Origin of the sequence: Amycolatopsis rubida (assembly GCF_900115345.1) — a bacterium.
GTDB classification, from domain to species: Bacteria; Actinomycetota; Actinomycetes; order Mycobacteriales; family Pseudonocardiaceae; genus Amycolatopsis; species Amycolatopsis rubida.
This window is the reverse complement of the sequence record NZ_FOWC01000001.1, coordinates 885,008-909,065: the sequence shown is the minus strand read 5'-3', so window position 1 is coordinate 909,065 and position 24,058 is coordinate 885,008. Positions and strand designations below refer to the sequence as shown.

At 68.8% G+C, this 24,058-nt stretch carries 28 protein-coding genes and 1 pseudogene; 16 read left to right on the top strand and 13 right to left on the bottom strand.

What is annotated here, in order from left to right; all coding sequences use genetic code 11:
* Positions 1 to 62 precede the first annotated feature (62 nt).
* Positions 63 to 1,472: an amidase gene (locus BM362_RS04520; protein ID WP_093572276.1), complete on the top strand. Its 1,410-nt coding sequence runs from the start codon at positions 63 to 65 to the stop codon at positions 1,470 to 1,472.
* Here BM362_RS04520 and BM362_RS04515 read toward each other — a convergent pair.
* Genes BM362_RS04515 through BM362_RS04505 form a run of 3 tightly spaced genes read right to left on the bottom strand, consistent with a single transcriptional unit; the run spans position 1,469 to position 4,758 of the window.
* Positions 1,469 to 3,853 (bottom strand): ATP-binding cassette domain-containing protein, encoded by a 2,385-nt coding sequence (locus BM362_RS04515; RefSeq protein WP_067578352.1) that lies wholly within the window; start codon positions 3,851 to 3,853, stop codon positions 1,469 to 1,471. The two genes, BM362_RS04520 and BM362_RS04515, sit on opposite strands and share 4 nt — an antisense overlap.
* A gap of 40 nt (positions 3,854 to 3,893) precedes the next feature.
* Positions 3,894 to 4,304 carry a VOC family protein gene (locus BM362_RS04510; protein WP_067578717.1) on the bottom strand — a complete coding sequence of 137 codons (411 nt, stop codon included), beginning with the start codon at positions 4,302 to 4,304 and terminating at the stop codon, positions 3,894 to 3,896.
* Positions 4,305 to 4,314: 10 nt separating this feature from the next.
* Positions 4,315 to 4,758, bottom strand: a complete 444-nt coding sequence (locus BM362_RS04505) for a helix-turn-helix transcriptional regulator (RefSeq protein WP_067578355.1) — start codon at positions 4,756 to 4,758, stop codon at positions 4,315 to 4,317.
* A 107-nt stretch (positions 4,759 to 4,865) separates the two neighbouring features.
* Here BM362_RS04505 and BM362_RS04500 point away from each other — a divergent pair, with 107 nt between their 5' ends.
* Entirely contained in the window at positions 4,866 to 5,750 is an 885-nt protein-coding gene (locus tag BM362_RS04500; protein ID WP_167545203.1) for a hypothetical protein, read from the top strand.
* Here the strand turns inward: BM362_RS04500 and BM362_RS04495 are convergent.
* Together BM362_RS04495 and BM362_RS04490 are read right to left on the bottom strand one after the other, a co-directional pair.
* Entirely contained in the window at positions 5,747 to 6,385 is a 639-nt protein-coding gene (locus BM362_RS04495) for a pyridoxine/pyridoxamine 5'-phosphate oxidase (protein WP_093572275.1), read from the bottom strand. The two genes, BM362_RS04500 and BM362_RS04495, sit on opposite strands and share 4 nt — an antisense overlap.
* Position 6,386: 1 nt before the next feature.
* Complete coding sequence (locus BM362_RS04490; protein ID WP_167545242.1) at positions 6,387 to 7,058, bottom strand: hypothetical protein; 672 nt, start codon at positions 7,056 to 7,058, stop codon at positions 6,387 to 6,389.
* A 95-nt stretch (positions 7,059 to 7,153) separates the two neighbouring features.
* On the opposite strand from BM362_RS04490, the gene BM362_RS04485 reads away from it, so the two are divergent.
* Positions 7,154 to 7,681 (top strand): DUF2020 domain-containing protein, encoded by a 528-nt coding sequence (locus BM362_RS04485; protein ID WP_208865102.1) that lies wholly within the window; start codon positions 7,154 to 7,156, stop codon positions 7,679 to 7,681.
* Positions 7,682 to 7,820: 139 nt separating this feature from the next.
* A complete protein-coding gene (locus BM362_RS04480; protein ID WP_067578357.1) occupies positions 7,821 to 8,273 on the top strand; it encodes a DUF6918 family protein in 453 nt (150 codons plus the stop codon).
* Positions 8,274 to 8,336: 63 nt separating this feature from the next.
* On the opposite strand, the gene BM362_RS04475 is transcribed toward BM362_RS04480, so the two are convergent.
* Complete coding sequence (locus BM362_RS04475; protein ID WP_208865101.1) at positions 8,337 to 8,978, bottom strand: hypothetical protein; 642 nt, start codon at positions 8,976 to 8,978, stop codon at positions 8,337 to 8,339.
* Between the two features lie 206 nt (positions 8,979 to 9,184).
* On the opposite strand from BM362_RS04475, the gene BM362_RS04470 reads away from it, so the two are divergent.
* Together BM362_RS04470 and BM362_RS04465 are read left to right on the top strand one after the other, a co-directional pair.
* A complete protein-coding gene (locus BM362_RS04470) occupies positions 9,185 to 9,709 on the top strand; it encodes a peptidylprolyl isomerase (protein ID WP_037809177.1) in 525 nt (174 codons plus the stop codon).
* Positions 9,710 to 9,752: 43 nt separating this feature from the next.
* A complete protein-coding gene (locus BM362_RS04465; protein ID WP_067578359.1) occupies positions 9,753 to 10,712 on the top strand; it encodes a rhomboid family intramembrane serine protease in 960 nt (319 codons plus the stop codon).
* Here BM362_RS04465 and BM362_RS04460 read toward each other — a convergent pair.
* Both BM362_RS04460 and crgA read right to left on the bottom strand, forming a co-directional pair.
* The gene (locus BM362_RS04460) at positions 10,698 to 11,078 is read right to left on the bottom strand and encodes a PH domain-containing protein (RefSeq protein WP_232791547.1); all 381 of its coding nucleotides are present in this window, start codon (positions 11,076 to 11,078) and stop codon (positions 10,698 to 10,700) included. The two genes, BM362_RS04465 and BM362_RS04460, sit on opposite strands and share 15 nt — an antisense overlap.
* Positions 11,079 to 11,211: 133 nt before the next feature.
* Complete coding sequence (gene crgA, locus BM362_RS04455; protein ID WP_037809181.1) at positions 11,212 to 11,478, bottom strand: cell division protein CrgA; 267 nt, start codon at positions 11,476 to 11,478, stop codon at positions 11,212 to 11,214.
* Positions 11,479 to 12,118: 640 nt separating this feature from the next.
* On the opposite strand from crgA, the gene BM362_RS04450 reads away from it, so the two are divergent.
* The 3 genes from BM362_RS04450 to BM362_RS04440 are packed head-to-tail and all read left to right on the top strand — an operon-like array spanning position 12,119 to position 14,213.
* Positions 12,119 to 13,072, top strand: a complete 954-nt coding sequence (locus BM362_RS04450; protein WP_167545202.1) for a class E sortase — start codon at positions 12,119 to 12,121, stop codon at positions 13,070 to 13,072.
* Positions 13,072 to 13,230, top strand: coding sequence for a hypothetical protein (locus BM362_RS47275; RefSeq protein ID WP_093572273.1), 159 nt, complete (start codon positions 13,072 to 13,074; stop codon positions 13,228 to 13,230). Before BM362_RS04450 ends, BM362_RS47275 begins: the two co-directional genes overlap by 1 nt.
* Positions 13,200 to 14,213, top strand: a complete 1,014-nt coding sequence (locus BM362_RS04440; protein ID WP_232791548.1) for an LLM class flavin-dependent oxidoreductase — start codon at positions 13,200 to 13,202, stop codon at positions 14,211 to 14,213. The genes BM362_RS47275 and BM362_RS04440 overlap by 31 nt, the downstream gene beginning before the upstream one ends.
* Positions 14,214 to 14,595: 382 nt before the next feature.
* Here the strand turns inward: BM362_RS04440 and BM362_RS04435 are convergent, their stop codons facing one another.
* The 3 genes from BM362_RS04435 to BM362_RS04425 all read right to left on the bottom strand — a co-directional run bounded on the left by BM362_RS04435 (position 14,596) and on the right by BM362_RS04425 (position 16,521).
* Positions 14,596 to 14,982 carry an SCO5389 family protein gene (locus BM362_RS04435; protein ID WP_067578735.1) on the bottom strand — a complete coding sequence of 129 codons (387 nt, stop codon included), beginning with the start codon at positions 14,980 to 14,982 and terminating at the stop codon, positions 14,596 to 14,598.
* Positions 14,983 to 15,074: 92 nt separating this feature from the next.
* Positions 15,075 to 15,800, bottom strand: a complete 726-nt coding sequence (locus tag BM362_RS04430; protein WP_067578363.1) for an ABC transporter permease — start codon at positions 15,798 to 15,800, stop codon at positions 15,075 to 15,077.
* Positions 15,801 to 15,813: 13 nt separating this feature from the next.
* Positions 15,814 to 16,521, bottom strand: coding sequence for an ABC transporter ATP-binding protein (locus tag BM362_RS04425; RefSeq protein WP_067578365.1), 708 nt, complete (start codon positions 16,519 to 16,521; stop codon positions 15,814 to 15,816).
* Between the two features lie 167 nt (positions 16,522 to 16,688).
* On the opposite strand from BM362_RS04425, the gene BM362_RS04420 reads away from it, so the two are divergent.
* Together BM362_RS04420 and BM362_RS04415 are read left to right on the top strand one after the other, a co-directional pair.
* Positions 16,689 to 18,491 carry a sensor histidine kinase gene (locus tag BM362_RS04420; RefSeq protein ID WP_093572272.1) on the top strand — a complete coding sequence of 601 codons (1,803 nt, stop codon included), beginning with the start codon at positions 16,689 to 16,691 and terminating at the stop codon, positions 18,489 to 18,491.
* Positions 18,431 to 19,087: a response regulator gene (locus BM362_RS04415; protein WP_067578369.1), complete on the top strand. Its 657-nt coding sequence runs from the start codon at positions 18,431 to 18,433 to the stop codon at positions 19,085 to 19,087. The genes BM362_RS04420 and BM362_RS04415 overlap by 61 nt, the downstream gene beginning before the upstream one ends.
* On the opposite strand, the gene BM362_RS04410 is transcribed toward BM362_RS04415, so the two are convergent.
* Complete coding sequence (locus BM362_RS04410) at positions 19,080 to 19,394, bottom strand: TetR family transcriptional regulator (protein ID WP_107309525.1); 315 nt, start codon at positions 19,392 to 19,394, stop codon at positions 19,080 to 19,082. The genes BM362_RS04415 and BM362_RS04410 overlap by 8 nt on opposite strands.
* 11 nt (positions 19,395 to 19,405) lie before the next feature.
* On the opposite strand from BM362_RS04410, the pseudogene BM362_RS50215 reads away from it, so the two are divergent.
* Positions 19,406 to 20,064 (top strand): annotated as a pseudogene (locus BM362_RS50215) (zinc-binding dehydrogenase).
* A 2-nt stretch (positions 20,065 to 20,066) separates the two neighbouring features.
* Here BM362_RS50215 and BM362_RS04400 read toward each other — a convergent pair.
* Positions 20,067 to 21,383 carry an FAD-dependent oxidoreductase gene (locus BM362_RS04400; RefSeq protein ID WP_093572271.1) on the bottom strand — a complete coding sequence of 439 codons (1,317 nt, stop codon included), beginning with the start codon at positions 21,381 to 21,383 and terminating at the stop codon, positions 20,067 to 20,069.
* Positions 21,384 to 21,493: 110 nt separating this feature from the next.
* On the opposite strand from BM362_RS04400, the gene BM362_RS04395 reads away from it, so the two are divergent.
* From BM362_RS04395 to BM362_RS04380, 4 genes are all read left to right on the top strand, one after another.
* Positions 21,494 to 22,138 (top strand): aminodeoxychorismate/anthranilate synthase component II, encoded by a 645-nt coding sequence (locus BM362_RS04395; protein WP_093572270.1) that lies wholly within the window; start codon positions 21,494 to 21,496, stop codon positions 22,136 to 22,138.
* Positions 22,139 to 22,152: 14 nt separating this feature from the next.
* Complete coding sequence (locus tag BM362_RS04390; protein WP_167545241.1) at positions 22,153 to 22,956, top strand: ATP-binding cassette domain-containing protein; 804 nt, start codon at positions 22,153 to 22,155, stop codon at positions 22,954 to 22,956.
* Positions 22,944 to 23,588 (top strand): hypothetical protein, encoded by a 645-nt coding sequence (locus BM362_RS04385; RefSeq protein WP_067578377.1) that lies wholly within the window; start codon positions 22,944 to 22,946, stop codon positions 23,586 to 23,588. The genes BM362_RS04390 and BM362_RS04385 overlap by 13 nt, the downstream gene beginning before the upstream one ends.
* Before the next feature lie 105 nt (positions 23,589 to 23,693).
* On the top strand, positions 23,694 to 24,023 hold the full coding sequence (locus BM362_RS04380) for an effector-associated constant component EACC1 (protein ID WP_067578379.1): 330 nt from the start codon (positions 23,694 to 23,696) through the stop codon (positions 24,021 to 24,023).
* Positions 24,024 to 24,058 lie beyond the last annotated feature (35 nt).

The window sequence follows — 24,058 nt, the reverse complement described above, 5'->3', positions numbered from 1 at the left end:
TCTCCAAGACCGCCGACCACCGGTCCGACCAGGTTGAACGGGAACCGGAAAGGGGATCGGTCATGGTCAATCCGTTCAGCTCCGCCGTCGAAATCGCCGCCGCCATCCGCGCGAAGGAGGTGAGCCCGGTCGAGGTCGCCGACTGCTACCTCGACCGCATCGCCGAGCTGGATCCGAAGTTCAACGCCTTCTGCTTCCGCGCCGACGACGAGGTCCGCGCCGCCGCGAAAGCCGCCGCGGACGCTGTGGTGCGGTGCGCGCCGGAGGACCTGCCGCCGTTCCACGGGGTTCCGCTGCCGGTCAAGGACCTCGTCCACGTGCAAGGCTGGCCGACCACGTACGGCTCGCTGGCCACCGACCGTTCCCCGCAGCCGAAGTCCGACCCGATCGTGCGGCGGTTCGCTGATGCGGGCTTCCTCCCGCTCGGCAAGACCACGACATCGGAGTTCGGCGCGGTTTCCTTCACTGAGAGCGAGGCGCAGGGCATCTCGCGCAACCCGTGGGATCCGGACCGCACGCCGGGCGGGTCATCGAGCGGCGCGGGGGTCGCCGTCATCGCCGGAATGGCCCCGGTCGCGCACGCGGAGGACGGCGGCGGATCGATCCGCATCCCGGCTTCGTGCACCGGTCTCGTCGGGCTGAAGCCGACCCGCGGCCTGGTCACGAACGCCGTGGTGGAGGTCGAGGGCTTCGCGACCAGCGGTGTCCTCAGCCGGACGCTGACCGACACCGCGGCCGCCCTGGACGTCCTCACACGACACGACCCGGGCGCGTGGTGGTCACAGCCGACGCCCACGCGGTCGCTTGCCGACGCACTGGCCGTCGAAGCGCCGTCCGGCCTGCGGATCGGCGTCCTCACGACCTCGCTGATCGACGGCATCACCGTTGACCCGGCTTGCCTGACCGCGGTCGGCGAAACCCTCCGCGCGCTCGAAGAAGCCGGACACCAGATCGTCGACAAACCGCTTCCGCTGCCGAAGTCCGAGGAGCTGCTCTCGACGTTCCTGAAGGTCTGGAGCGTCGCCAGCGCAGGCGTCCCGGTGGTCGATCCGGATCGCATCGAACCGCACAACCGGGCACAGCGCGAAGCCGCGAAGTCGGTTGATTCCTGGACTTACGCGGAAAGTGTGCACCAGACCCAGGTGTTCTCCCGCCGCATTGCCGAAGCCTTCGTCGACAGTTTCGACCTGCTGGTCACGCCGACCATGGCGTGTCTCCCGCCGAAGGTCGGCGGGTGGCGAGCGAGCGGAAATCCGGTGGTGGCCGCGTACCCGATGGGCGTCTTCACGTCGCTGTTCAACGTGACCGGCCAGCCGGCGATCTCCCTCCCGCTGCACCACGACGAGGCCAGCGGCCTGCCGGTCGGCGTCCAGCTGGTCGCCGCGCCCTGGCGGGAGGACCTGCTGCTGCAGGTCTCCCGCACTCTGGAGCAGGCGCTGCCCTGGACCGACCGGCGGCCGCCCCTCGACTAGCCCACGTAGGCGGCCAGGTGCTTCCCGGTCAGCGTCCGCTTCTTCTTCACCAGTTCGGCGGGCGTCCCCTCGAAGACCACCTGGCCGCCGTCGTGCCCGGCGCCGGGGCCGAGGTCGATGATCCAGTCGGCGTGCGCCATCACGGCCTGGTGGTGCTCGATGACGATCACCGACTTGCCCGATTCGACCAGGTGGTCCAGCAGCCCGAGCAGCTGTTCCACGTCGGCGAGGTGCAGGCCGGTGGTCGGCTCGTCGAGGATGTACACGCCGCCGCCTCCCCCCATGTGCGTGGCCAGCTTCAGCCGCTGCCGCTCGCCGCCGGACAGCGTGGTCAGCGGCTGGCCGAGGGTCAGGTAGCCGAGCCCGACCTGCTCCATCCGTTCGAGAATCCGGTGTGCGGCCGGAGTTTTCGCGTCGCCCTCGGCGAAGAAGGCGGCGGCCTGGGCGACCGACATCGCGAGCACCTCGCTGATGTCACGTCCGCCGAAGTGGTACTCCAGCACCGAGGCGTCGAACCGCTTGCCCTCGCAGACCTCGCAGGTGGTGGCCACCCCGGCCATCATCCCGAGGTCGGTGTAGATGACGCCGTTGCCGTTGCAGTTCGGGCACGCGCCCTCGGAGTTGGCGCTGAACAGCGCGGGCTTCACGTTGTTGGCCTTGGCGAAGGCCTTGCGGATCGGTTCGAGCAGCCCGGTGTAGGTCGCCGGGTTGCTCCGCCGCGAACCGCGGATCGGGGCCTGGTCCACCGACACGACATCGTCGGATTCCCGGACCGACCCGTGGATCAGCGAGCTTTTGCCGGATCCGGCGACACCAGTGATCACGCACAGCACGCCGAGCGGGATGTCGACGTCCACGTCCTGCAGGTTGTGCGTGCTCGCGCCGCGGATCTCCAGCACGCCCGTGCGCTCGCGCACTGACGGCTTGAGCGATGCGCGGTCGTCCAAATGCTTGCCGGTCAACGTCTTGCTCGCGCGCAGACCGTCCACAGTGCCCTCGAAACACACCGTGCCGCCGTTCGTGCCCGCGCCCGGTCCGAGGTCGACCACATGGTCGGCGATCGCGATCGCCTCCGGCTTGTGCTCCACCACGAGGACGGTGTTTCCCTTGTCCCGCAAGCGGAGCAGCAGATCGTTCATCCGCTGGATGTCGTGCGGGTGCAGGCCGATGGTGGGCTCGTCGAAGACATACGTGACGTCGGTGAGCGACGAGCCGAGGTGCCGGACCATCTTCACCCGCTGCGCCTCCCCGCCGGACAGCGTGCCCGCGGGCCGGTCCAGCGACAGGTAGCCGAGCCCGATTTCCACGAACGACTTGAGCGTCTCGTGCAGCGATTTCAGCAGCGGCGCGACCGACGGGTCGGACAGCTTCCCGACCCAATCGGCGAGGTCGCTGATCTGCATCGCGCACACGTCGGCGATGCTCATCCCGTCGACCTTGGCCGATCGCGCCAGTTCGCTCAGCCGCGTCCCGTCGCACTCCGGGCAGGTCGCGAAGGTGACCGCGCGGTCCACGAACGCGCGGATGTGCGGCTGCATCGCCTCGACGTCCTTGGACAGATACGACTTCTGGATCCTCAGCACCAGACCCTCGTAGGTCATGTTGATGCCTTCGATCTTCATCCGCGTCGGTTCCTTGTACAGGAAGTCCCGCAGCTCGCGCTTCGTGTACTTGCGGATCGGCTTCTCCGGGTCGATCAGGCCGGACCCGGTGTAGAGCCGGTAGTTCCAGCCGCCCGGGGTGTAGCCGGGGATGGTCAGCGCGCCCTCGGCGAGCGACTTCGCGTCGTCGTAGAGCTGGGAAAGGTCGATGTCGTTGATCGAACCGCGGCCCTCGCAGCGCGGGCACATGCCGCCGGTGACGCTGAAACTGCGCCGCTCCTTGATCTCCTTCCCGGCGCGCCGCACGGTGACCGCTCCCGCGCCGCTGACCGAGGCGACGTTGAACGAGAACGCCTGCGACGACCCGATGTGCGGCGTACCGAGCCTGCTGAACAGGATCCGCAGCATCGCGTTGGCGTCGGTGGCGGTGCCGACCGTCGACCGCGGATCGGCCCCCATCCGCTGCTGGTCGACGATGATCGCGGTGGTCAGCCCGTCGAGCACGTCGACCTCGGGACGGGCGAGCGCCGGCATGAAACCCTGTACGAAACTGCTGTAGGTCTCGTTGATCAGCCGCTGCGACTCGGCCGCGATCGTGCTGAACACCAGCGAGCTTTTGCCCGAGCCGGACACCCCGGTGAACACCGTCAGCCGGCGCTTCGGGAGTTCGACGCTGACGTCCTTGAGGTTGTTCACGCGGGCGCCCTGCACGCGGATCAGGTCATGGCTGTCAGCGGCGTGCTCCGGCGAGGGCGTGGTCTTCCCCTTGGCCTTGGTCATCGTCTCTCCCAGTTTCCCCGGCGGTCCGGCTCGGACTTCTTCAGCTCGCTTGCTGGATGCGGATCAGGTTCCCGGCCGGGTCGCGGAACGAGCAGTCCCGCAGGCCGTAGGGCTGGTCGGTGGGCTCCTGCACGACCTCGACGTCGCTGGCCTGCAACCGGTTGAAGGTCGCGTCGACGTCCTTCGTGGCCAGGTTCAGCGCGGCGTAGGTGCCCTTGGCCATCATTTCGGTGATCATCCGGCGTTCGTCGTCGGTGATGCCGGGGAACGCGGCGACCGGCTGCAGCACGAGCGAGGTGTCCGGCTGTCCGGGCGGGCCGACGGTAATCCAGGCCAGGTCCCCGTATTTGACGTTGTTGCGCACCTCGAAGCCGAGGACGTCACGGTAGAAAGTCAGCGTCGCTTCCGGATCGGTGTGCGGGAGGAAGCTCGCGTGAATGGTCATCTCCATGCCGGTCACACTAGGTTCGCGCCGAACGGGGTGCTTCTCGATTCCTGATCGGTCGGGTGACCTGTTTCGCGACGCACGGCGCCATGCCCTCGGTCGCCCCGGTCTCCTCCTGGCGGTAAACGCTTGGCGGCTTTCCGACCAGCTCGGTGAAGCGCGTACTGAACGTCCCCAGCGACGAGAACCCGACCTCGAAACACACCTCGGTGACGCTCAGGTCGCCTCGGCGCAGCAACGCCATCGCGCGTTCGATGCGACGGGTCATCAGATACGAATACGGCGACTCTCCGTAAGCGGCGCGGAACTGCCGGCTCAGGTGCCCGGCGGACACGTTGACGCTCCGCGCGAGCGCCTCGACATCCAGGGGACGCGCGTATTCGCGGTCGATCCGGTCGCGCACCCGGCGCAACCGTGCGAGATCGGCCCATCGCTGCGCGTCGTCCGGTTTGCTGGTCACTTCCGAATCGTGCCACGGAGATCGCTCCAGCCCCAGTAATCCGCTCTTTCGTGCTGGTGGCCGATTCGTTCAAGACCCTCGCGCCGGGCTCGTGCGACCGTTTCCGGGTGACTGTGAAATGGGAGGCCGTCGCCCCGTTCCTCGCCGGGCACGGCAGGTTGCTGGACCAGCGGCGGTTCGAGCTGCTGAACGGAAACGGGCGGGCCGAGGAGGTGCTCGCGGCGGTCGCGGCCTACCGGAATCCGGACGGCGGCTACGGCTGGGGCCTGGAACCGGACCTGCGTGCGCCGGAAAGCCAGCCGGGCGGCGCGCTGCACGCGTTCGAGATGTTCGCCGACCTCGCGCCGGTGACCACGCCGCACGCGGTGCAGTTGTGCGACTGGCTGGAATCGGTGTCGTTCCCGGACGGTGGGCTGCCGTTCGCGTTCCCGGTCGCCGACCCGACCGCGTGCGCTCCCTTTTGGACCGGAGCCGATCCGGCGGCGTTCTCCTTGCAGAGCACCGCGTTCGTCACGTCCGCGGCGTGGCGGGTCGCCGAGCACGATCCGGCCGTCGCGGCACATCCGTGGCTCGCGCGGGCGACCGAGACGTCCCTGCGGGCGATCCGGGACCTCGAAGAGATGCCGCACGCCATCGAGCTGAGCTTCGCGATCCATCTGCTCGATGCCTCCCGCGACCGGTATCCGGAAGCGGACGAACTCCTGACGAAGCTCGGGAAGTTCTTGCCGGAGAGCGGAATCGTCCCGGTGCAGGGCGGTTCCGAGGGCGAGGTGCTGCGTCCGCTGGACTTCAGCCCGGTGCCCGGCCCGTCGCGGCGGCTGTTCACCGCGGCGGCGATCGAAGCGGATCTGACCCGGCTGGAACAGGGCCAGCAGCCCGACGGCGGCTGGACGGTCGACTTCGCCAGTTTCTCCCCGGCGGCCGCGCTGGACTGGCGTGGTTACGTCACCGTCGGCGCGATCTCCAAGCTGCGCGCCAACGCCCGGCTTTAGGGCCAGAGGCGTTCGCGGACCCAGCCTGCGGGGTCGCGGCGGTAGCGGACCCGGAGGTGTTGCCGGTCGTGCGAGGCCTGCCAGAACTCCACCGATTCCGGCTGGATCAGGTAGCGCGTCCACGTTTCCGGTGCCACGTCCGGGTTCTCCGCTACCCAATCCGCGGCCGCCGCGGCCGCTTCGACGAGCTTCGCCGGATCGGAGAGCACCTCCGACTGATGTCCGACGTACGCCTCGGCGCGCGACGCCGGCGGCCGAGCGAGGAAGTCGTCGGCGGACACCTCGGGCGCGGCCGGGACCACCAAACCGCGCACCCGGACCTGACGTCCGCGGCCGGGCCAGAAGAACGTCAACGCCGCGCGCGGGTTCGCCGCCAGCTGCTGGCCCTTCGGGCTTTCCGAACTGGTCGCGACCGCCCAGCCGTCCTCGCCGACGTTCTTCAGGATCACCACGCGAGCGTCCGGAGCCCCGTCAGCGTCCACTGTGGACAGAGTGACGGCGTGCGGGGCCAGCACGTGCTCGCCCGCTTCGGTCAGCCAGGCGAGGAACAGCTCTTCGGGCGTTTCCGGGGTGTGGTCCGGGTCGAATTCCGGAAGCTGTTCGGGAAACGACTGCCAGCCGCGCAACGAAACCATGTCACCGACCGTACGGCGGTTGGCCCGGCGGCGGGTAATGCGGCGGCCGCGGCCCGGCCGGTCCGGCGGCGGGCGGAGGAGAAGTCCGCGGCATCGGCCCGGACGGAATCTGTCCAGGGAACCCGCCGGGACCCGATTGCGGGGGCTGCCCGTAGGCGGCCTGTTGCTGCTGCCACTGCACCTGCTGGAGAGCCTCGCCCGGCTGCGGGAAACAGAACGTCAGCTTCGCGTTGATCGCGCCGTGCATCGCCGCGCCCCAGAGCTTCCCGCCGGTGAACGCGTAGGTCATGCCCGCGTGCGGATCCACCGCGACCATCCGGGTTTCGCCGCCGAACTGGTTGCTCGTCTTCGCGCTCGCCAGCTGCGCGGCGTCCGGGTGCACGCGGCCGACGAGCCCGCAGATCACCACCGACGCGGCGGTCCAGCCGATCGTGCCCTGCACGTTGGCGCGGGCGTGCTGGGTGGCCATGCCGGTGAACTGCCGCAGGGTCGCCGCGTCGACGTCGGAACAGGCGCCCGCGACCACGCAGTAGTTCATCGTGGACAGCATGATCGACTCGGCGAACAGGCCGACCGCGCACGTCACCGGTCCGATCTGGACGGTGTTGAGCCTGCCGCCACTGCGCACCACGCGTTCGGCGACCACCTGCAGGTACTGCTCGGGCGTGAGCACGTCCGCGACCTCCCCGGGCTGAGCGGAATCCGACGTCATCGTCGCACGCGCCGCCTTCGCACGGACTTCACCGGGCATGGTTGACTGTGCCCGCCATGCGCCGACTTCTCGCTCTCGCCCCAGCCCTGGTCCTGCTCGCCGGCTGCGCTCCGTCGAGCCCGGCGAAGGAGACTCCGTCTTCGGCACCGGCGAGTTCCGCGCCGACGTCGGCGGGGCTGCCGCCCGATCCGCAGCCCGTGCGCACCGCGGAGTGCCCGTACCTGTCGAACGAGACGGTGCAGGACGCGAACGGACAGCACGTCACCAAGGTGAGCGTGTCCGACGACGAGCCGCATCCGACGTGCTTTTTCTACCGTCCGGACGGCAGCCTTCAGCTGACCGTGCGGGTGTACGTGGGCAAGAGCGACGTCGCTACCGCGCTGGTCAACAAGGCCGCGCCGGTCGACACGTCGAATCCGGCCACGGAACCGGCGGGATGGAAGGGCGGCTATCAGCCTGTCGGTGACGGGGTGGTTTACGCCGTCGCCAAGGGCGAGGCCGCCGTCGTCGTGACGAGCAACCAGAAGCAGAGCATCAAAGCACGCACAGTGGCGAAAAAGGCTATCGCTGCCCTGAAGCTCTGAGTAACGGGCTCCGCACGGGTGAGTGAAGTTGATCTTGTATTACTCTAAGCAGCACGCGCGGTCCCCCCAACACTCGCGCGGCGGGTGCCCGTCCGGCACCGAATACTTGGTTACCCCTTTTGACGACAAGGACAGATTCGTGGCTGACACCCTCAAGGAAATCCTGCTCGACTCGAGCCGTCGCCCCAACGTGGTCACCGACCTCGGAGAGCTCGTGGACGCCGAGGTCTCCGACAAGGGCGGAGTCTCGGGCGCGGTCGTGAAGACCGGCTTCGCCGCCGTCAAGAAGATCAAGCCGGGCATCATCCCCTCCGCGGTCGACAGCCTGCTGGACGACTTCGCCGGTGCGCTTGAGCCGTTCTACGGCGACTACCGCGCCCAGGGCGGCAACGACTTCGGCGCCTACCTGACCAGCCGCTCGGACGAGGCCTCGGACGCGCTGCTCGGGGTCACCGACAGCCGCGCCGAGCGCAGCAGCCGCGACAGCATCAAGAAGGTCTACTCGAAGCTGCGCCCGAACGGCAAGAAGAACGTCGAGGAGGCGCTGCCGCGTCTCGGCCAGCTGATCGACAAGCACGCCGCCGCGGTCTGAACGGACTGAGCGACATACGAAAAAGGGCCCCGGGAAGCACTTCCCGGGGCCCTTTTCGCGCGTTCAGTTCTTCTTCTCGGCGGCCGACGTGCTCGGCGCCTTGCCGTTCGTCTTCGGTTCGCCCGGCTTGGCGTCCTTCGCGTCCTTGGCTTCCGGAGCCGGCTTCGCGGGAGGGGAGGGGGGAGCGGGCGGGGTGGCCTTCGGCGGAGCCGGCGCGACCGGCGGCTCCTGCTGCCGCGACTTCAGCGCGACGGCGGTGCCGACCGCGACCGCGCCGAGGCCGAGGATCCACGGCCAGCGGCGACGCTTGCGAGTGCCCTTGGCGGCGCTCTTCGCCTCCTCCAGCGCGGCGCGGAACTCCTTCTTCGCCGCCTTGAAGTCCTTCTTGCCGCGGCGCTTCGACTCGCCTGCCGACGCAGCGGCCTTGATCGCGGCCTTCTTGGCCTTGCGGCCCGGCTTCTTCATCTCGGCGATACGGGCGAGTGCTTCCTTGCGCGCCGCGGCGGAGCTCTTCTTCAGCTCCTTGCGGGTCAGCTCCGTCTTCTTCGCCAGCTTGCGCCGGGCCCGGCGGCTGCGCTTCCCCAGCTCCTCCGCGCCGGCCTCGGCGGCCTTCGCGCCCGCCTTGCCCGCCTCGACGACCAGCTTCCGCAGGTCCGCCGAGCCGGACTTGGCCGACTCACCGACCGATTCCACGGCCCGGGTCATGGTCTTCACCTCATCAATCGTTGTGAAACAGATCTGTTGCTTGACATCTATCCTGCCCTTTTTCCGCCCGTACCGCTGCGGCTTCCCGCTGCGGGCCTCGCGGAAACCTCGGGAAAGTGCCTTCTTCCTGGGCCGGTGTCCAGCGCGACGGGCCGGGGACGCCCCCTGAACCCCCCATTTGTGCGAAGGGGTGGCACGATGGCGGCGTGACTGAAAGCGCCCGCAAGGCCACCCTGCACACCAACCAGGGTGACATCCACGTGAACCTGCTGCCCGACCACGCGCCGAAGACCGTGGCGAACTTCGTGGGGCTGGCCACCGGCTCCAAGGAGTACACCCAGCCGAACGCGAAGGGCGGCAACTCCGGTCCGTTCTACGACGGCTCGATCTTCCACCGGGTCATCGACGGCTTCATGATCCAGGGCGGTGACCCGACGGGCACCGGCCGCGGCGGCCCCGGCTACAAGTTCGGCGACGAGTTCCACCCCGAGCTGCAGTTCTCCAAGCCGTACCTGCTGGCCATGGCGAACGCCGGGCCGGGCACCAACGGCTCGCAGTTCTTCATCACCGTCGCGCCGACCTCGCACCTGAACTTCCGGCACACGATCTTCGGCGAGGTCGCCGACCAGGAGTCCCGCGGCGTCGTCGACGCCATCGCGACGACCGCGACCGGACCGGCGGACCGCCCGCTGTCGGACGTGGTCATCGAGAAGATCACCGTCGAAGACTGACGCGCCGCAGGCAGGGATGGGGTTTCGGTAGGTTGGAGTCATCGTGAGCCAACCGCCGAACCCGTCCGCGCCGTCTCTCCCCGGTTGCTGGTGGCATCCGAACCGCCCGACCGGCCTCAGCTGTGCCCGCTGCGGGCGTCCGGCCTGCCCGGACTGCCTGCGCGAAGCCCCCGTGGGGTTTCAGTGCACGGACTGCGTCCAGACCGGGGCGCAACAGCAGAAACATCAGCACCGGCAGTACCGCGACGCCGGAATGGGCTCCCGCACGATCGCCGGGGCCCGGCTTTCGAACTCCTACACCGTCACCGCGACGCTGATCGCGGTGAACGTGGTGATCTTCCTGATCACCGTCATCCAGGCGAAGAGCCTGTTCGACAACAATCTGGCCCTCCTCCAGGTCCGGCTCTACCTGCAGCCGGTGCTCACCCTCGGCGCGGGTGAGTGGTGGCGGGTCTTCACGTCGGGCTTCCTGCACTACGGGCCCATCCACATCGCGGCGAACGCGTTCTCGCTCTGGATGATCGGCCGTGCGCTGGAGCAGGTCTTCGGAAAGATCCGGTACCTGGCGCTCTACTTCGTGTCGATGCTCGGCGCCTCCACCGCGGTGCTGCTTTTCGGCGACGGCACGCCGACCGTGGGCGCGTCCGGCGCGATCTTCGGGCTGCTCGGCAGCTACGCGGTGATCACCCTCAAACTGCGGCTGAACCCGACCGCGCTGCTCATCAACCTGGTGATCAACGCCTACATCACTTTCTCCATCCCCGGCATTTCGATCTGGGCGCACGTCGGCGGCCTTGTCACCGGGGCACTGGTGACGGCTGCGATGCTCTACGCCCCGGCCCGCAATCTGGTCCGGTGGCAGGCGATCGGCACCGCCGTCGTCGCGATCGCGCTCGTCGGGCTGATCGGGTGGCGAGCCACCGAGTTCCCCTCGCTGGATTGCTCTCCGCAGCTGGTCCAGGGGGACTACAAGTACTTCTGCAAGTCCTCAGGCTCCAGCTGAGCGAGCCCGCAGTTCGGCGAGCACGTCCAGCACGTCGCGAGGATCCTCGCCGAGGTCGGTCTGCCCGAAGATGAACAGCTGCTCGTCACGCTCCAGTTCGAGCGTCACACCGTCGCGGCCGAGGCGGCGGGTGCTGCGCAGCCGGACCGTCGTGCCGGTCCAGGGGAGCCGGTGCGTGCCGGTGAGCGTGCGGGCCCGCAGCCCCGCTGAGTCGGCGGACAGGCGGGGCCGCACGAGCGTCCAGTGGACCGCGAACGCGCCGACGGCCAGCGTCGCGAGGCCGGTGAGCACCGCGCCCTTGCCGTCGCCGAAGAGCGCGTCCAGGACGGTTCCGGCCAGCAGCAACGTGGCCAGGCCCCACGCCACTACCACGAGGTTCCGGCGCGGGGCCCATGAGGCCGAGTGGTTATCCACAGGGGTTATCCACACTGGGGATGAGTCACACCGGTGTGATTCGGTGTCAATCGGCCGACCGGAGCAAAGCTGATCCGGCGGATGGTCAGCGCCACCGCATCGTCATCAGCAGGCCGGCGATCATCGCGGCGAATCCGATCGCGAAATTCCAGTTTCCGAGCTCGCTGAGGAACGAAACTTTGTCGCCTGCGATGTAGTTCACGACCAGCCACACCAGCCCGAGGAGCATGAGGCCGAACATGACGATCTTGTAGAACAGGTTCGACGGTCCCGCGGCCTGGACCTTCACCGGGGTGCGGCGGTCGACAGGCGGGGTGTACGCGGTCTTCTTGCGGACCTTCGACTTCGGCATCGTTTCCTCGCGTGCTCTCGGGCATTCCTGGTGGCGGCATCCTGGACGAGGTCCCGCTGTCGGGGTGCGCAACCAGCGCCACGTGCACACGTTAACGTAAAGGACGGCTCCGCAGCACCGGGCGGGAGCGGTCGGGTTTCTCAGACTGTGACAACAGCGCCACCTGGAGTGCCGGGCAGGACTCCGGCCGGGCGCGGGAGGAGCTTGCGTGACGCCGCAAGATTGGCCGGGCGAGGACGACCGCGGCCCCGGCACGGGACCTGACCGCCCGGTCCGCCGCCAGGCGCCGCCGCCGAGAAGGCAGTCCGGGGAGACCCCGCCGCGGCGAAGAGTGGCCGGCGACCCGGGTCGGAGATCACCCGAACAGCGCACGCCGATCGACCGGGGCGGACCGCGCCGGGACGGCGGCGAAAACCGGCCCGGGCAGGGCCGGACGGGCGAAGGCAGGCCCCGCGAGGGTGACCCCCGCGGCGGTGATTTCGGCGGCCCGCGCGAGGCCGGACCTCGCCGTCCCGCCGAGTTCCGGGCCGAAGGAACCCCGCCGCGACGCCCCGCCGAATCGCGCCGTACCGCGGAATTCCGCGCCCAGTCCGGGGATCTCGGCGAACGTCCCCGCCGTCAGCCGGAAGAAGGACGGCAGATGCCTCGCCGGGTGGGGGCCGCGGCCCCGGATCCGTCCCGGCGGCGGATGACCGGCCCGGACTTCGCCGAGCAGCCGACCGAGGTGTTCTCCGCGGTCGCGGTTGAAGACAAGGACGACAAGAAGGCGAAAAAGACCCCGCCGCCGCTGGGCAAGGGCGGGCTCGCGATCCGCACCGCGGGCGAAATCTTCATCACGCTCGGCGTGGTCGTGCTGCTGTTCATGGTGTACGAGGTGTGGGTCACCGACCTGTTCTCCGCCGAGAAACAGCACACCGCGAGCGACCAGCTCGACGGCGACTGGGCGAAGGACCGCACGCTGCACCCCGAGCTGATCGACGGCAAGGCGTTCGCGCGCATCCACATCCCCTCGTTCGGGGCGGACTTCAACTTCACCATCCAGGAAGGCACCGGAGAGGATTCGCTGGCGGTCGGCCCCGGCCACTACAAGGGCACCGCGCTACCGGGCGAACCGGGCAACTTCGGCATCGCCGGGCACCGCGTCGGCAAGGGCGCGCCGTTCAACGACCTGGACAACCTGAGCTCCTGCGACCAGATCGTGATCGAAACGCACACCGATTTCTTCATCTACCAGGTGCTGCCCTACGACGACGAGATCAAGGGCTGGAGCAGCGGCAAGGGCGCGCAGCCGGAGTGCAAGGGCGTGTCGACGCTGCGCAACTCGAGCATCCCCGGCGGCGGCCCGTACGACGAGACGTTCGGCCGCAAGGTCGTCCAGCCGAGCCAGGGCGAAGCGGTGAACCCGGTGCCGTACAAGCCGGCCGGGGCGTTGCCGAAGGCGCAGCAGGCTTCGCTGCTCACGCTCACCACATGTCACCCGCAGTTCTCGGCGAAGGAACGGCTGATCATCACCTCGGTGCTGACCCGCCAGGTGCCGAAGACGCAGGTGCCGGATTACACGACGTTGCTGAAGAAGATCGGAGTCGCGTCCTGATGTACGGCTGGCTCTGGCGGCATCTGCCCGGTCCGTTCGCGGTGAAATTCGCGATCGCGCTCGTGCTGGTGCTCGGAATCGTGGCGCTGCTGATGTTCGTGGTGTTCCCGTGGCTGGACCCGCTGCTGTGGTTCAACAACGTGTCGGTGAACAACTGAGGTTCGGGGTCTTCCTGGTCTCGGGCCGCTTCCCGGGACAGGACGACGCCGCCGTACTGCGGCGCACCGTCCGCGCGGCCGGTGCGGCCGAAGCCGCCGGTTTCGACGACGTGTGGCTGGCTGAGCACCACTTCATGCCGTATGGCGTGTGCCCGTCGGCCATCACGCTCGCCGCGCACGTGCTCGGTCAGACGTCGCGAATCGGCGTCGGTACGGCGGTGAGCGTGCTGTCCACGACGCATCCGGTCGCGTTGGCCGAGCAGTGGTCCATGCTCGACGCCATCTCCGACGGCCGCCTGCGGTTGGGCATCGGCCGAGGTGGGCCATGGCAGGACCTGGAGGTCTTCGGCACCGGATTGCCGCGCTACGAAACGGGTTTCGCGGAGTCGCTGGATCTTCTGCTGACCGCCGCCGGTGGTCGAGTCTCGGCCCGGGGTTCGCATTTCTCCTTCCGCGAGGTACAGCTGCGCCCGGCTCCGCAGCGCGCTCCCCAAGTCGTGGTGGCCTGCGGCGGGCCGACTTCTTCCGCGGTCCGGCTGGCTGCGGAACGTGAGCTGCCGTTGTTGCTGGGCCTGCACGCGGATGATGCGGAGAAGGCGGCCACCGTTGCTGCTTACGGTGCGCCTGCGGACCATGTGTCGACAGTGCTGTGCCAGGTCGGCGACAATGCTTCGGCGGTGGTGCGCCGCGCTTTGCCGGGATGGCTGGCGGACGGCTTAGCCGCTCACGTGCCGGTGGACGACCGGCCTGGGCCGGCTCGGGATCCTTGGGAGTACACGGAAAAGCTGTGCGCGATCCATCCGGTTGGCCCGGTCGGCCACTGCGTCGAAACTGTGCGGACGAGTCTTGAGCGCACTGGGGTGTCCCACGTGATCATGTTCGTGGAAGCGTCCGGCACGGCGGAGGGGACGATGGCGAACATCGCGCGGATCGGTGCCGAGGTGTTGCCCGCGCTGCGGGGGCACGAGCCTTCTGGCCTCTAGGTCGCAGGTTCGAGTCCTGGGCGTCGAGTGCGCTGGCGTTGATCAATGCGAACCGGCACGAGGACATAGCCGACAATCCGGAGCCGCCATGAAGCCCTGAACATTCGTGATCGTTGGCACTCTGACTAACGCGATGATGGCCGACAAGGGATGCCCGAACGAGCTTGCGCCGATGCGTTATCGACGCGACGTACATGGGGTTCGGCTCGCTGGCAATCGGCGCATTCGCCCTCGTCGGCCATGCCGTTGCCGGTACGACGCCGCGGTCAGCGGCTGAATCCAGCTGAGGCTGGCGTGATTGCTGCTGAGATCAGCGCAGCCGAAGGACTGGCCTGCTCAGAGCAATCCCCTGAGCAGGCCAGTCCTCAAGCCTGAACCGGACTCAGCAGTCCCGCAGTTCGGGGCTCTGGTTCAGCAACTGCCCCCGGGGCGAAACGAACGCCTGGTACCGATCCCCGTCCGTGTCCCGGAAAACAGCCACCCGGTGGCAGTTCTGGAACGCCAGCTTCACCCCGAAATGCCGTTCCAGCCCGCCCCGGATCGCGTCCGAGGCCAGTGCCCGCAGCAGTTGCCCGCGGGCGGTCTCGTCCGGCGGCGGGGTTTCGTTGTCCGCGAATCCGTCCGCGGCGGTGTCTGCTTCCGCGATCACTCCGGTGATGACCTCCCACGCGTACGGCAGCGATTCCCGCACGCAGGCCACGAACTCGGCGTCGGAGACCTCCCCGCGTTCGGCCTTTTCCAGCAGCGCGGGCGATACGTCCAAGGACAAGACAACCTCCATGGTCAGCGGTACCCCTCAGAGCTACCGGCCCGCCGGACCCGGCCACAAGAGAAAACGAGTTTCATCACCACTTTGGTGGATCACTCCCACCGGAACAGCCGCACGGCGAGCACCGTTCCGCCGAGCGCGAAGGCGGCCAACGCGGCGAACTGCAGCGGCTGTCCGCCATCGCCGACCCAGGCGTCTTGCAACGGCTGGGTGCCGGGCGGCACGTAGGCACCGATTTTCTGGATCACCGCGGGCAACAGCGGTCGTGGCAGATAGACGCCGCCCAGGAACATGATGGGGAAGAAGGCGATCATCGCCAGTCCGCCGGCGGCTTTGCCGGTGCGGGCGAGGGAAGCGGCGATCAGGCCTAGCGCGAAGACCGAGACCAGGCCGAGCAGCAGGGCCAGCAGGAAGAGCCCGGGATGTTTCGGGATCGGCACGGCGAACGCGATTTTCGCGGTGCCGAGCATCAGCAGCACCCCGGCCAGTGCGACGGCGGCGTGGATCAGCACTTGCGCGAGCAGGAGGTGCGCTGGCGGCACGGGCGTCGTGGCGAGGCGGCGGAGGACGCCGTGCTCGCGGTAGGTCGCGACGGCCGCCGGGATCACTTGGAGGCCCAGCATCGCCAGCGCGATCACGACCAGCGACGGCACCCACAGGTCGACAAATCGGTAGCCGCCGGTGGCGGGGCTGGGTTCCCGCATTCCGGGGATCGAGCCGACGCCCAGCAGGACCCCGGTCGGCAGGAAGACGCCCAGGATCGCCCACAGCGGCGTGCGCAGGAACAGTTTCGCTTCGGTAATCAGCAAAGTACGCATCGGAAGATCTCCTTCAGCCGCGAGTGAGAGCGACGAACGCTTCGTGCAGGTTCGGCCGTCCGGTGTCGGCGAGCAGTTCGGCGGGGGTGCCGGTGGCGACGACCCGGCCTCGGTCCAGCAGCACTAGGCGGTCGCACAGCCGTTGCGCCTCGTCCATGAAGTGCGTGACCAGCACGACCGTCACCCCGGAAGCACGCACGTTCTCGACCAGTTGCCAGGTTTCCTGCCGGGCGTGCGGGTCGAGGCCGGTGGTCAGTTCGTCGAGAATGGCCAGTTCGGGGTTGCCGACCAGGGCGAGTGCGATGGACAACCGCTGCCGCAGACCGCCGGAGAGCTTGCCGAAGGCGATGTCGCGGTGGGCGTCGAGGCCGAGCCGGGTCAGCAGAGCGTCGATGTCGGCCGGGTCGGGATAAAACGACGCGAACAGTGACAGCGCCTCGCGGACCCGCAGTTTCTCCGGCAGGCGTGCGTCCTGCAGTTGGGTGCCGACGCGGCGGCGCAGTTCGGCGGTGTCGCGCGCGGGATCCAGGCCCAGTACGGAAATGGTGCCGGAGTCTGGCGCACGCAGGCCCTGGAGACATTCGACCGCGGTGGTCTTCCCGGCGCCGTTCGTGCCGAGAACGCCGAAGATCTCGCCGCGGTCGACGGAGAACGAGACGCCGTCGACCACGACCCGGCCCCCGTAGGCCTTGCGGAGTTCGGAAACTTCGATGAGTCGCATGCGAACGACGCTAGAAGCGCGCGCGGTCCGGCAGAATGAGCCGGAAACCCCGGTTGAGGTGGGGTTTTGCGGGCATCGGGGTGGGGCTGGGGCCACCCCGTACCGGGAGCTGGAGCCAGGGCCGGCGAAGGCCGCAGCGGCGAGACTGAGGAGCGAAAGGGGGTGCCATGACGTCGGTGCGGCGCGCGTGGGCACTCGCCGGTCTCGCGGTGGTGAGCTGGGTTGACGTCCTGCTCGAACTGATCGCGTTCGCGCTGTTGTGCGTCGGCCTCGTGCTCTTCTTCTCGCCGGTGGTCGAGCTCGCGCGCGTCCGGTCGCGGCACGCGCGGGAGCTGGTCGGCCGATGGACCGGACAGGAGATCCGGAGTCCGTACCGGCCTGCTCCGCCGGAGCCGGAACGCGAGCGCGACGGCTGGTATCGCGACGGCACCCAGCTCTACCGGCGGGCGTGGTGGATCCGCTGGAATCGACGTTTCACGTGGATCATGGAGGATCCGGCGACCGGCCGGGAGTTCGGCTGGCAGTTGCTGAACCCGCCGGTCGCGCTGGTTTTCGCGGTGTTTTCGCTGGTCGCCGGGCCCGTCGCGCTGCGCGGGTATGCCCGGTGGACCGGGTTCTGGCTCGGTCCGCACGCACCGCGTGGGAAGAGCTGGCTCAGCCGCCGGTTCGACGCGTTCGGATATCAGCTCGGGCTGTGGGCGATTTCCCTGGCGCAGCTGGGCATGACGGTCGCCCAGGTTGTCGTGCTGTCCGGCGCGGTGGTGGTGTTTCCGACTGTCACGCTGGCCAGCCGCGCGGTCGCCGACACCTTCCGCCGCGAAGCGGAGCGCTGGACCGGGGTGCGGATCGCCCAGCCGTACCTGCCGCCGCCCGCGTTGCCGGTGCCGCGCGGCGACGGGCTGTACCAGTTCGGCAAGCAGTTGCACGAGGAACCGTGGTGGCCGATGCTGCGCGCCCGGATCCATTGGGTGCTCCACGACCGCGCGACCTGGCGGGACATGGCAGCCGCGGTGGTGTTGCCGGTGGCGACTCCGGTGTTGTGGGTGCCGTCGGCGGCGCTGGTTTTCTGGGGGAGCTACGGCCTGGTCGCGCTGTGGATCACCGGTACGCACGGCTGGTTCGGGATGGTCGGGCTGCCCGAGGTGACGAGCACCGGCGGAGCGTTCGCGATGACGCCGGTGGCGTTGGCGGCGGTGTTCGCCGGACTGCTGCCGACGCCATGGCTCGCCAGGTACCAGGCGAAACTCGGCCGATGGCTGCTCGGTCCGACCGAGGCGTCCCGGCTCGCGCAGCGCGTGCGCCGGCTGGACCAGACCCGGGTCGAGGTCAACGTCGCGCAGGCCGCTGAACTGCGCAGGATCGAACGCGACCTGCATGACGGCATCCAATCGCGGCTGGTCGCGATGGGGATGAAGCTCGGCGCGGTGGAAGCGTTGATCGAGCACGACCCGGACAAGGCGAAACAGCTGGCTGCCGAGCTGCGGGAAGCGTCGTCGGAGGCGCTCACCGAGTTGCGGTCGCTGGTGCGCGGCATCCATCCGCCGGTGTTGTCAGAGCGCGGACTGGTGGACGCGGTGCGGGCGGCGGCGCTGGACAGTCCGCTGAAAGTCGAGGTCACGGCGTCGGTGCCGGGTCGGCTCGAACAGCCGGCGGAGGCTTGTGCGTACTTCGCGGTGTGCGAATTGCTTGGCAACGCGGCAAAACATGGCGGGGCCCGGCGCGCGTCGGTGGTGCTGGAGTACTTCGAGGGGCTCCTGCGCGCGACTGTGACCGACGACGGCAAAGGCGGCGCGGACGCCGCGCGCGGCACGGGTTTGCGCGGGATCGAGCGGAGGCTGTCCGGATTCGCCGGTAGGTTAGCGCTGACCAGCCCGCCGGGCGGCCCGACGGCGGCGATTGTGGAGGTGCCGTGCCAGCTCGACCCCGGACCGTCGTCGCCGAGGACCAGTACCTCCTCCGAGACGGCCTGACCCACCTTCTCGTCGCGCACGGCTTCGACGTCGTCGCGGCGGTCGGTTCCGGGCCGGAACTGGCTGCCGCGCTTCGCGAACACCAGCCGGACGTGTCCATTGTGGACGTCCGGATGCCGCCGACCAACACCGACGAGGGCCTGCAGGTCGCGCTTGCTGCTCGCCGGGAGACACCCGGGCTGCCGATTCTCGTGCTGTCGCAACACGTCGAGCAGCTGTACGCGCGCGAGCTTCTGGCGGACGGCACCGGCGCGGTCGGTTATCTGCTGAAGGATCGCGTATTCAACGCGGAGCAGTTCATCGACGCGGTTCGCCGGGTCGCCGCGGGCGGTACGGCGATGGATCCGGAAGTGATCGCGAAACTGGTGGCTGGCAACGCTTCGGACCCATTGGCGGTCTTGACGCCACGGGAACGCGAGGTGCTCGGCCTGATGGCGGAAGGCTGTTCGAACGCCGCGATCGCCGGCCGGTTGCACTTCAGCGAGGGCGCGGTCGGCAAACACACCGCGAATATCTTCGCCAAGCTGGGCATTTCCGCCTCGGACGACACGAATCGCCGGGTGTCGGCCGTGCTGAAGTTCCTCGGTTCTAGCTGAACGGCACCCGCACCGCGGGCGGCAGCGGTTCGGCGTCCGGGCGAGCCTGGAAAGACTGGATCAGAAGCGCCGACGCACCGCTGCGATCCGCGTGGAAGCCCTGCTCACGGGCGTGCGCCGCGGTGAGCTTCTCCAGCACCAGTACGAAACCCTGCCACGGCGCAACCGCCGCCATGCCCTCCTCGACGATTGATGAGCACAGCGCCAGCTCCTCGGCGAACGCTTCGGTGATGAGCGCGTCTTTGGTCGGAGAACGCCGATAAACCGTCGCGACGCTCGCCTCGGCCTGCCGCGCGATCTCCCGCATCGGCACGCCGTATCCGCTGGAAAGTTCGCATTTCCGGGTTTTCCGCGGGCGAAACCGCCATCCGGTCCGGGGCGCGCGCAATGCCGGTGACCCTCCCGTTCCGGACCGGGTACGACGCTGCGGGAGTGGTGGACGAGCCCGGTGCCCACGTCTTCGGGATGACCGCCGCGAATCGTCGTGGTGCCAACGCCGAATACGCCGTCTGGCGCACTGGGCAGCCAAACCGGACGCATGGAGCTGGGCTGAGGCAGGCGGTGCCGCGGAACGATCCTGGTGCACGGCGCGGCGGGTGGGGTCGGCACGGTGGCGGTCCAGTTGGCGATCGCCCGCGGTGCCACCGTGATCGGCACGGCGAGCCCGCACAACCACGATTTCCTGCGTTTCCTCGGCGCCGAGCCGACGACTTACAGTCCGGGGCTGGTCGAGCGAGTCCGCTCGTGACGATCGCCGACATCACCACACTGCGCCACGGCGTGCACTTCTCGCACAGCGCCGCGATCCCCGGTGCGGATCCGCTGGCAGTACACGGCCTTGCCACGGCAGTAAAGCTCGCTGAGGAAGGACGCTTAAGCATCCCCGTCGCAGCGACCTTCCCGCTGAGCGAAGCCGCGGCCGCGCACGGATTGAGCGAAACAGGCACGCTCGCGGGAAGATCGTCTACGTGACCTGAATTCAGGCGCGCGAAACCCGCACCATCTCGTCGCGTTCCACGACCTTCACCCGCTCGCGTCCTTCACCCTCGCCGAGCGACTTCTCGTGCGCGTCGAGCTTGCCCCAGCCTTCCCAGGTGGTGAACGAAATCCCGCGCGTGGCGAGGAATTCCAGGATCGCGTCCGGCGACGAATGCCGAGGCGGGGCGAGAGTGTCCGCGTCCGCGAGCAGGTTCGCGACGGTCTCGGCCGCGTCGCCCTTCGTGTGGCCGATCAGGCCGACCGGGCCGCGTTTGATCCAGCCGGTCACGTACACGCCGGGGACCTGGTTCTCGTCCAGGTCCAGCACGCGGCCGCCCTGGTTCGGGATCACGCCCGCGGTGTGGTCGAACGGGATTTCCGGCAGGTGCGAAGACAGGTACCCGACCGCGCGGTATACCGCCTGCACGTCCCAGTCGTGGAACTCGCCGGTGCCGACGACCTTGCCGTCGCGGTACTCGGTGCGTTCGGTGCGCAGGCCGACGACCTTGCCGTCCTCGCCGAGCACCTCGGCGGGCGAGTGGAAGAAGTGCAGGTGCAGCCGGCGCGGACGGGTGCCTTCGTCGCGAATCGCCCATTCCTGCAGCGTCTTCACGACCATGTCGGTCTGCTTCGAAGCCCGCAGTTCGGCGACGCTGGCCTCGTCGAACTCCATGTCCTCGGGGTCCACGATCACCTCGACGTTCGGCGAATGGTCCAGTTCGCGCAGTTCCAGCGGCGAGAACTTCGCCTGCGCCGGGCCGCGGCGGCCGAACACGTGCACGTCGGTGACCGGGCTGGCCTTCAGGCCCTCGTAGACGTTCGCCGGGATGTCGGTGGGCAGCAGTTCGTCGGCGGTCTTGGCGAGCACGCGCGCCACGTCGAGCGCGACGTTGCCGACGCCCAGCACCGCGACCGAGGACGCGGTGAGCGGCCAGGTACGCGGCACGTCCGGGTGGCCGTCGTACCAGGACACGAAGTCGGCGGCACCGTGGCTGCCTTCGAGGTCGATGCCGGGAAGGTCGAGCGCGCGGTCAGCCATCGCGCCGGTCGCGAAAATGACCGCGTCGTAGAACTCGCGCAGATCGTCCAGCTTCAGGTCGGTGCCGTAGTCGATGTTGCCGAGCAGCCGGATGTTCGGCCGGTCCAGCACCTTGTGCAGGGCGCTGACGATGCCCTTGATGCGCGGGTGGTCGGGTGCGACGCCGTAGCGGATCAGCCCGAACGGCGCGGGCATGCGCTCGAACAGGTCGATCTCGACGTCCGCGTCGGACTTGTCCAGCAGGTCGGCGGCGTAGATGCCGGCGGGGCCGGCGCCCACGACGGCGACACGAAGGATTCGGCTCACCGGTCCACGGTAAGTTAGGTGATCCTAACTTTCACTGTGATCTGGCGTACGGTCCACCTGGTGGGAGCCGCTAAGCTGGCGGCATGCGCGTTCTCGTCGTCGACAACTACGACAGCTTCGTCTACAACCTCGTTCAGTACCTGGCGCAGCTCGGCGCCGACTGCACGGTGTGGCGCAACGACGTCGTCGACCTCGACCGCGTGCCGGACTTCGACGCGGTGCTCGTCTCCCCGGGGCCCGGCACACCAGAACGTGCGGGTCAGAGCATTGAAGTGATCGCGAAATGCGCCGAGACGCACACGCCGATGCTGGGCGTCTGCCTCGGCCATCAGGCGCTGGGCGTGCACTTCGGAGCCACCGTCGACCGCGCGGACGAGCTGCTGCACGGCAAGACCAGCCAGGTGCGGCACACCGGCTCCGGCATCCTCGCCGGGCTGCCGGAGGAGTTCACCGCCACTCGCTACCACTCGCTCACCGTGCTGCCGGACACCATCGATCCGGACATTTTCGAGGTCACCGGCACCACCGAAAGCGGCATCGTGATGGGCATGCGGCACCGTGCGCTGCCGCTGGAGGGCGTGCAGTTCCACCCCGAATCCGTGCTCACCGAATGCGGCCACCGGATGCTGGCGAACTGGATGGCCTCGGCGGGGCACCCGGTCGCGCCGACCGTCGTCGACAACCTGGAGCGGGCCACCCGCACCCTGCAGAAGGCCGCGACTGCGTGACCCCGCCGACCCCGCTGATCCGGCTCAGCGGAGTCGGAAAACGGTACGGCAGCGGCGAACCCGTCCTGACGCACATCGATTTCGAGGTGGCCGCCGGGCGGGTGGTCGGCATTCTCGGCGCCAACGGGTCGGGCAAATCGACGCTGCTGCGGGTCCTCGCCGGGGTGTCGCGGGCGTCGTACGGCGACATCACCGGGAGCCCGGCGGTCGGTTACCTGCCGGACCGGTTTCCCGGCGGCCAGCGGCTGAGCGCGCGGGCCTACCTGCGGCATCTCGCACGGATCCGCGGACTGGCTGATCTGTCCGGGATCGATCCGCTGCTGAAGCGGCTCGCGCTGGTCGGCAGCCCGGACGCGCAGCTGCGCACACTGTCGAAAGGCAACGCGCAGAAGGTCGGTCTCGCCCAAGCCGTGCTGGTGCGGCCGGACCTGCTGATCCTCGACGAACCCTGGTCCGGCCTCGACGTCGGCACGCACACGGTGCTCGGCGAACTGGTCGCGGAAACCCGCGCTCGCGGCGCGAGCGTCGTGTTCACCGACCACCGGCCGGACGTCGTGGGCGAACACGCGGACGAGGTGTACCGGCTCGAATCCGGCCGGGTCGCACCGCTGGAACCGCATCCGGAACGCAAGCGGATCACGTTGCTGCCGGTGTCGTCGAGCGTCGACAACTGGTCCGCCGAACCAGGGGTGCACGCGGTCGCCGACCAAGCAGGCGGCGTGGTCCTGACGGTCGACGCCGAACACGCCGACGCCGTTCTGCTGCGCGCTTTGTCCGGCGGCTGGTCGGTGCGGGAGGTGGCGCCGTGCTCGCAGTGAGCCGCTATTACCTGGCGCTGCTCGGCCATTCGCAACGCTATTTGCCAGCCGGGCTGGCATACCTCGCGTTGTGCTCAATCCTTTACGCGGACCCGAGTTCGCCAGTGCTTCCGCTGTTTGGCGTGAGCGGCGCGGGGGTTCTCGTACTCGGCTGCTGGCTCACGATCGCGTTGCTGGACATCGAAGATCCGGTGCAGCGCCTGATCACGCTCAACCACGCCGGGGGCACCCGCAAAACCATTGGCGGCGCGGTGCTGGCGGTGTTCGGCTGCACCTTGGTGTGCACGTTGGCGACCGTCGCGTGGGCCGCGACGCATCGGAATCAGCTGCATGGACAGATCGTCAGTGCCGGGCTGGCGACGCATCTCGCGTGCGCTTTGGTGGGCATCGCGATCGGCCTGCCGTGCTCGCGGTTGCTGGTGTCGCGCATCGGCTGGACGGTGCTCGCCGCGGTTCTCGTGCTTGGCGTGGTGCTGCTGGGAAAGTGGGTTCCGCTAGTGCATCCGCTGCTGGAAGCGCTGATGAGCGGCTCCCCGTACGGCGGTCCGCTCGGGTTGGCGGCAGGCACGTCGGTGGTGCTGCTGGCGGCGAGCATGACGGTGGTGGGCGCGGTTTCCACTCGCCGCTCCTGACCCCTTATGCAAATTGCATTCGGCAAATGCCGATTTGGGGGTTCCGGGTCAGGCAGCGAGTCGGTTACCCTCGCGCCGTCTGTTGGGCCCGGGAGGGGAGCATCCGTGACGGCTGGGATCGCCGCGATCACCGTGGACGGCTCCGCGGACGAGGTGCGGCACCTCGTTTCCTGGCTCGGCGCCGAGGACGAACTGGCCGGGCGGGTGCGGCTCGCCGGGCCGGGCAGCGGAGTGGTGGTGATGGTGAGCAGCCGGTCGGCAGGCACCTTCTGCCGGTCGCTTTTCGGCTGGCTGCGCGGACAGCGCGACGGACGCCAGGTGTCGCTTACCGTGAAGCGCTCCGGGGCCGTCGAAGAGCTGGACGTCGACTGCGGCGGCGGTCATGACGTAGACGAGGTGCTCGCCAGCGTGCGGAGTTTCCTCGACCAAGACTGATCGGCCGGCGCGAAAAAGGGCCCGCACGGTGCGCA

Coding starts and splice junctions, on each gene's coding strand:
- BM362_RS04520 (WP_093572276.1), top strand. CDS start 63: ATGGTCAATCCGTTCAGCTCCGCCGTCGAAATCGCCGCCGCCATCCGC.
- BM362_RS04515 (WP_067578352.1), bottom strand. CDS start 3,853: ATGACCAAGGCCAAGGGGAAGACCACGCCCTCGCCGGAGCACGCCGCT.
- BM362_RS04510 (WP_067578717.1), bottom strand. CDS start 4,304: ATGGAGATGACCATTCACGCGAGCTTCCTCCCGCACACCGATCCGGAA.
- BM362_RS04495 (WP_093572275.1), bottom strand. CDS start 6,385: ATGGTTTCGTTGCGCGGCTGGCAGTCGTTTCCCGAACAGCTTCCGGAA.
- BM362_RS04485 (WP_208865102.1), top strand. CDS start 7,154: ATGCGCCGACTTCTCGCTCTCGCCCCAGCCCTGGTCCTGCTCGCCGGC.
- BM362_RS04475 (WP_208865101.1), bottom strand. CDS start 8,978: ATGACCCGGGCCGTGGAATCGGTCGGTGAGTCGGCCAAGTCCGGCTCG.
- crgA (WP_037809181.1), bottom strand. CDS start 11,478: ATGCCGAAGTCGAAGGTCCGCAAGAAGACCGCGTACACCCCGCCTGTC.
- BM362_RS04450 (WP_167545202.1), top strand. CDS start 12,119: ATGCCTCGCCGGGTGGGGGCCGCGGCCCCGGATCCGTCCCGGCGGCGG.
- BM362_RS47275 (WP_093572273.1), top strand. CDS start 13,072: ATGTACGGCTGGCTCTGGCGGCATCTGCCCGGTCCGTTCGCGGTGAAA.
- BM362_RS04430 (WP_067578363.1), bottom strand. CDS start 15,800: ATGCGTACTTTGCTGATTACCGAAGCGAAACTGTTCCTGCGCACGCCG.
- BM362_RS04425 (WP_067578365.1), bottom strand. CDS start 16,521: ATGCGACTCATCGAAGTTTCCGAACTCCGCAAGGCCTACGGGGGCCGG.
- BM362_RS04420 (WP_093572272.1), top strand. CDS start 16,689: ATGACGTCGGTGCGGCGCGCGTGGGCACTCGCCGGTCTCGCGGTGGTG.
- BM362_RS04410 (WP_107309525.1), bottom strand. CDS start 19,394: ATGCGGGAGATCGCGCGGCAGGCCGAGGCGAGCGTCGCGACGGTTTAT.
- BM362_RS04395 (WP_093572270.1), top strand. CDS start 21,494: ATGCGCGTTCTCGTCGTCGACAACTACGACAGCTTCGTCTACAACCTC.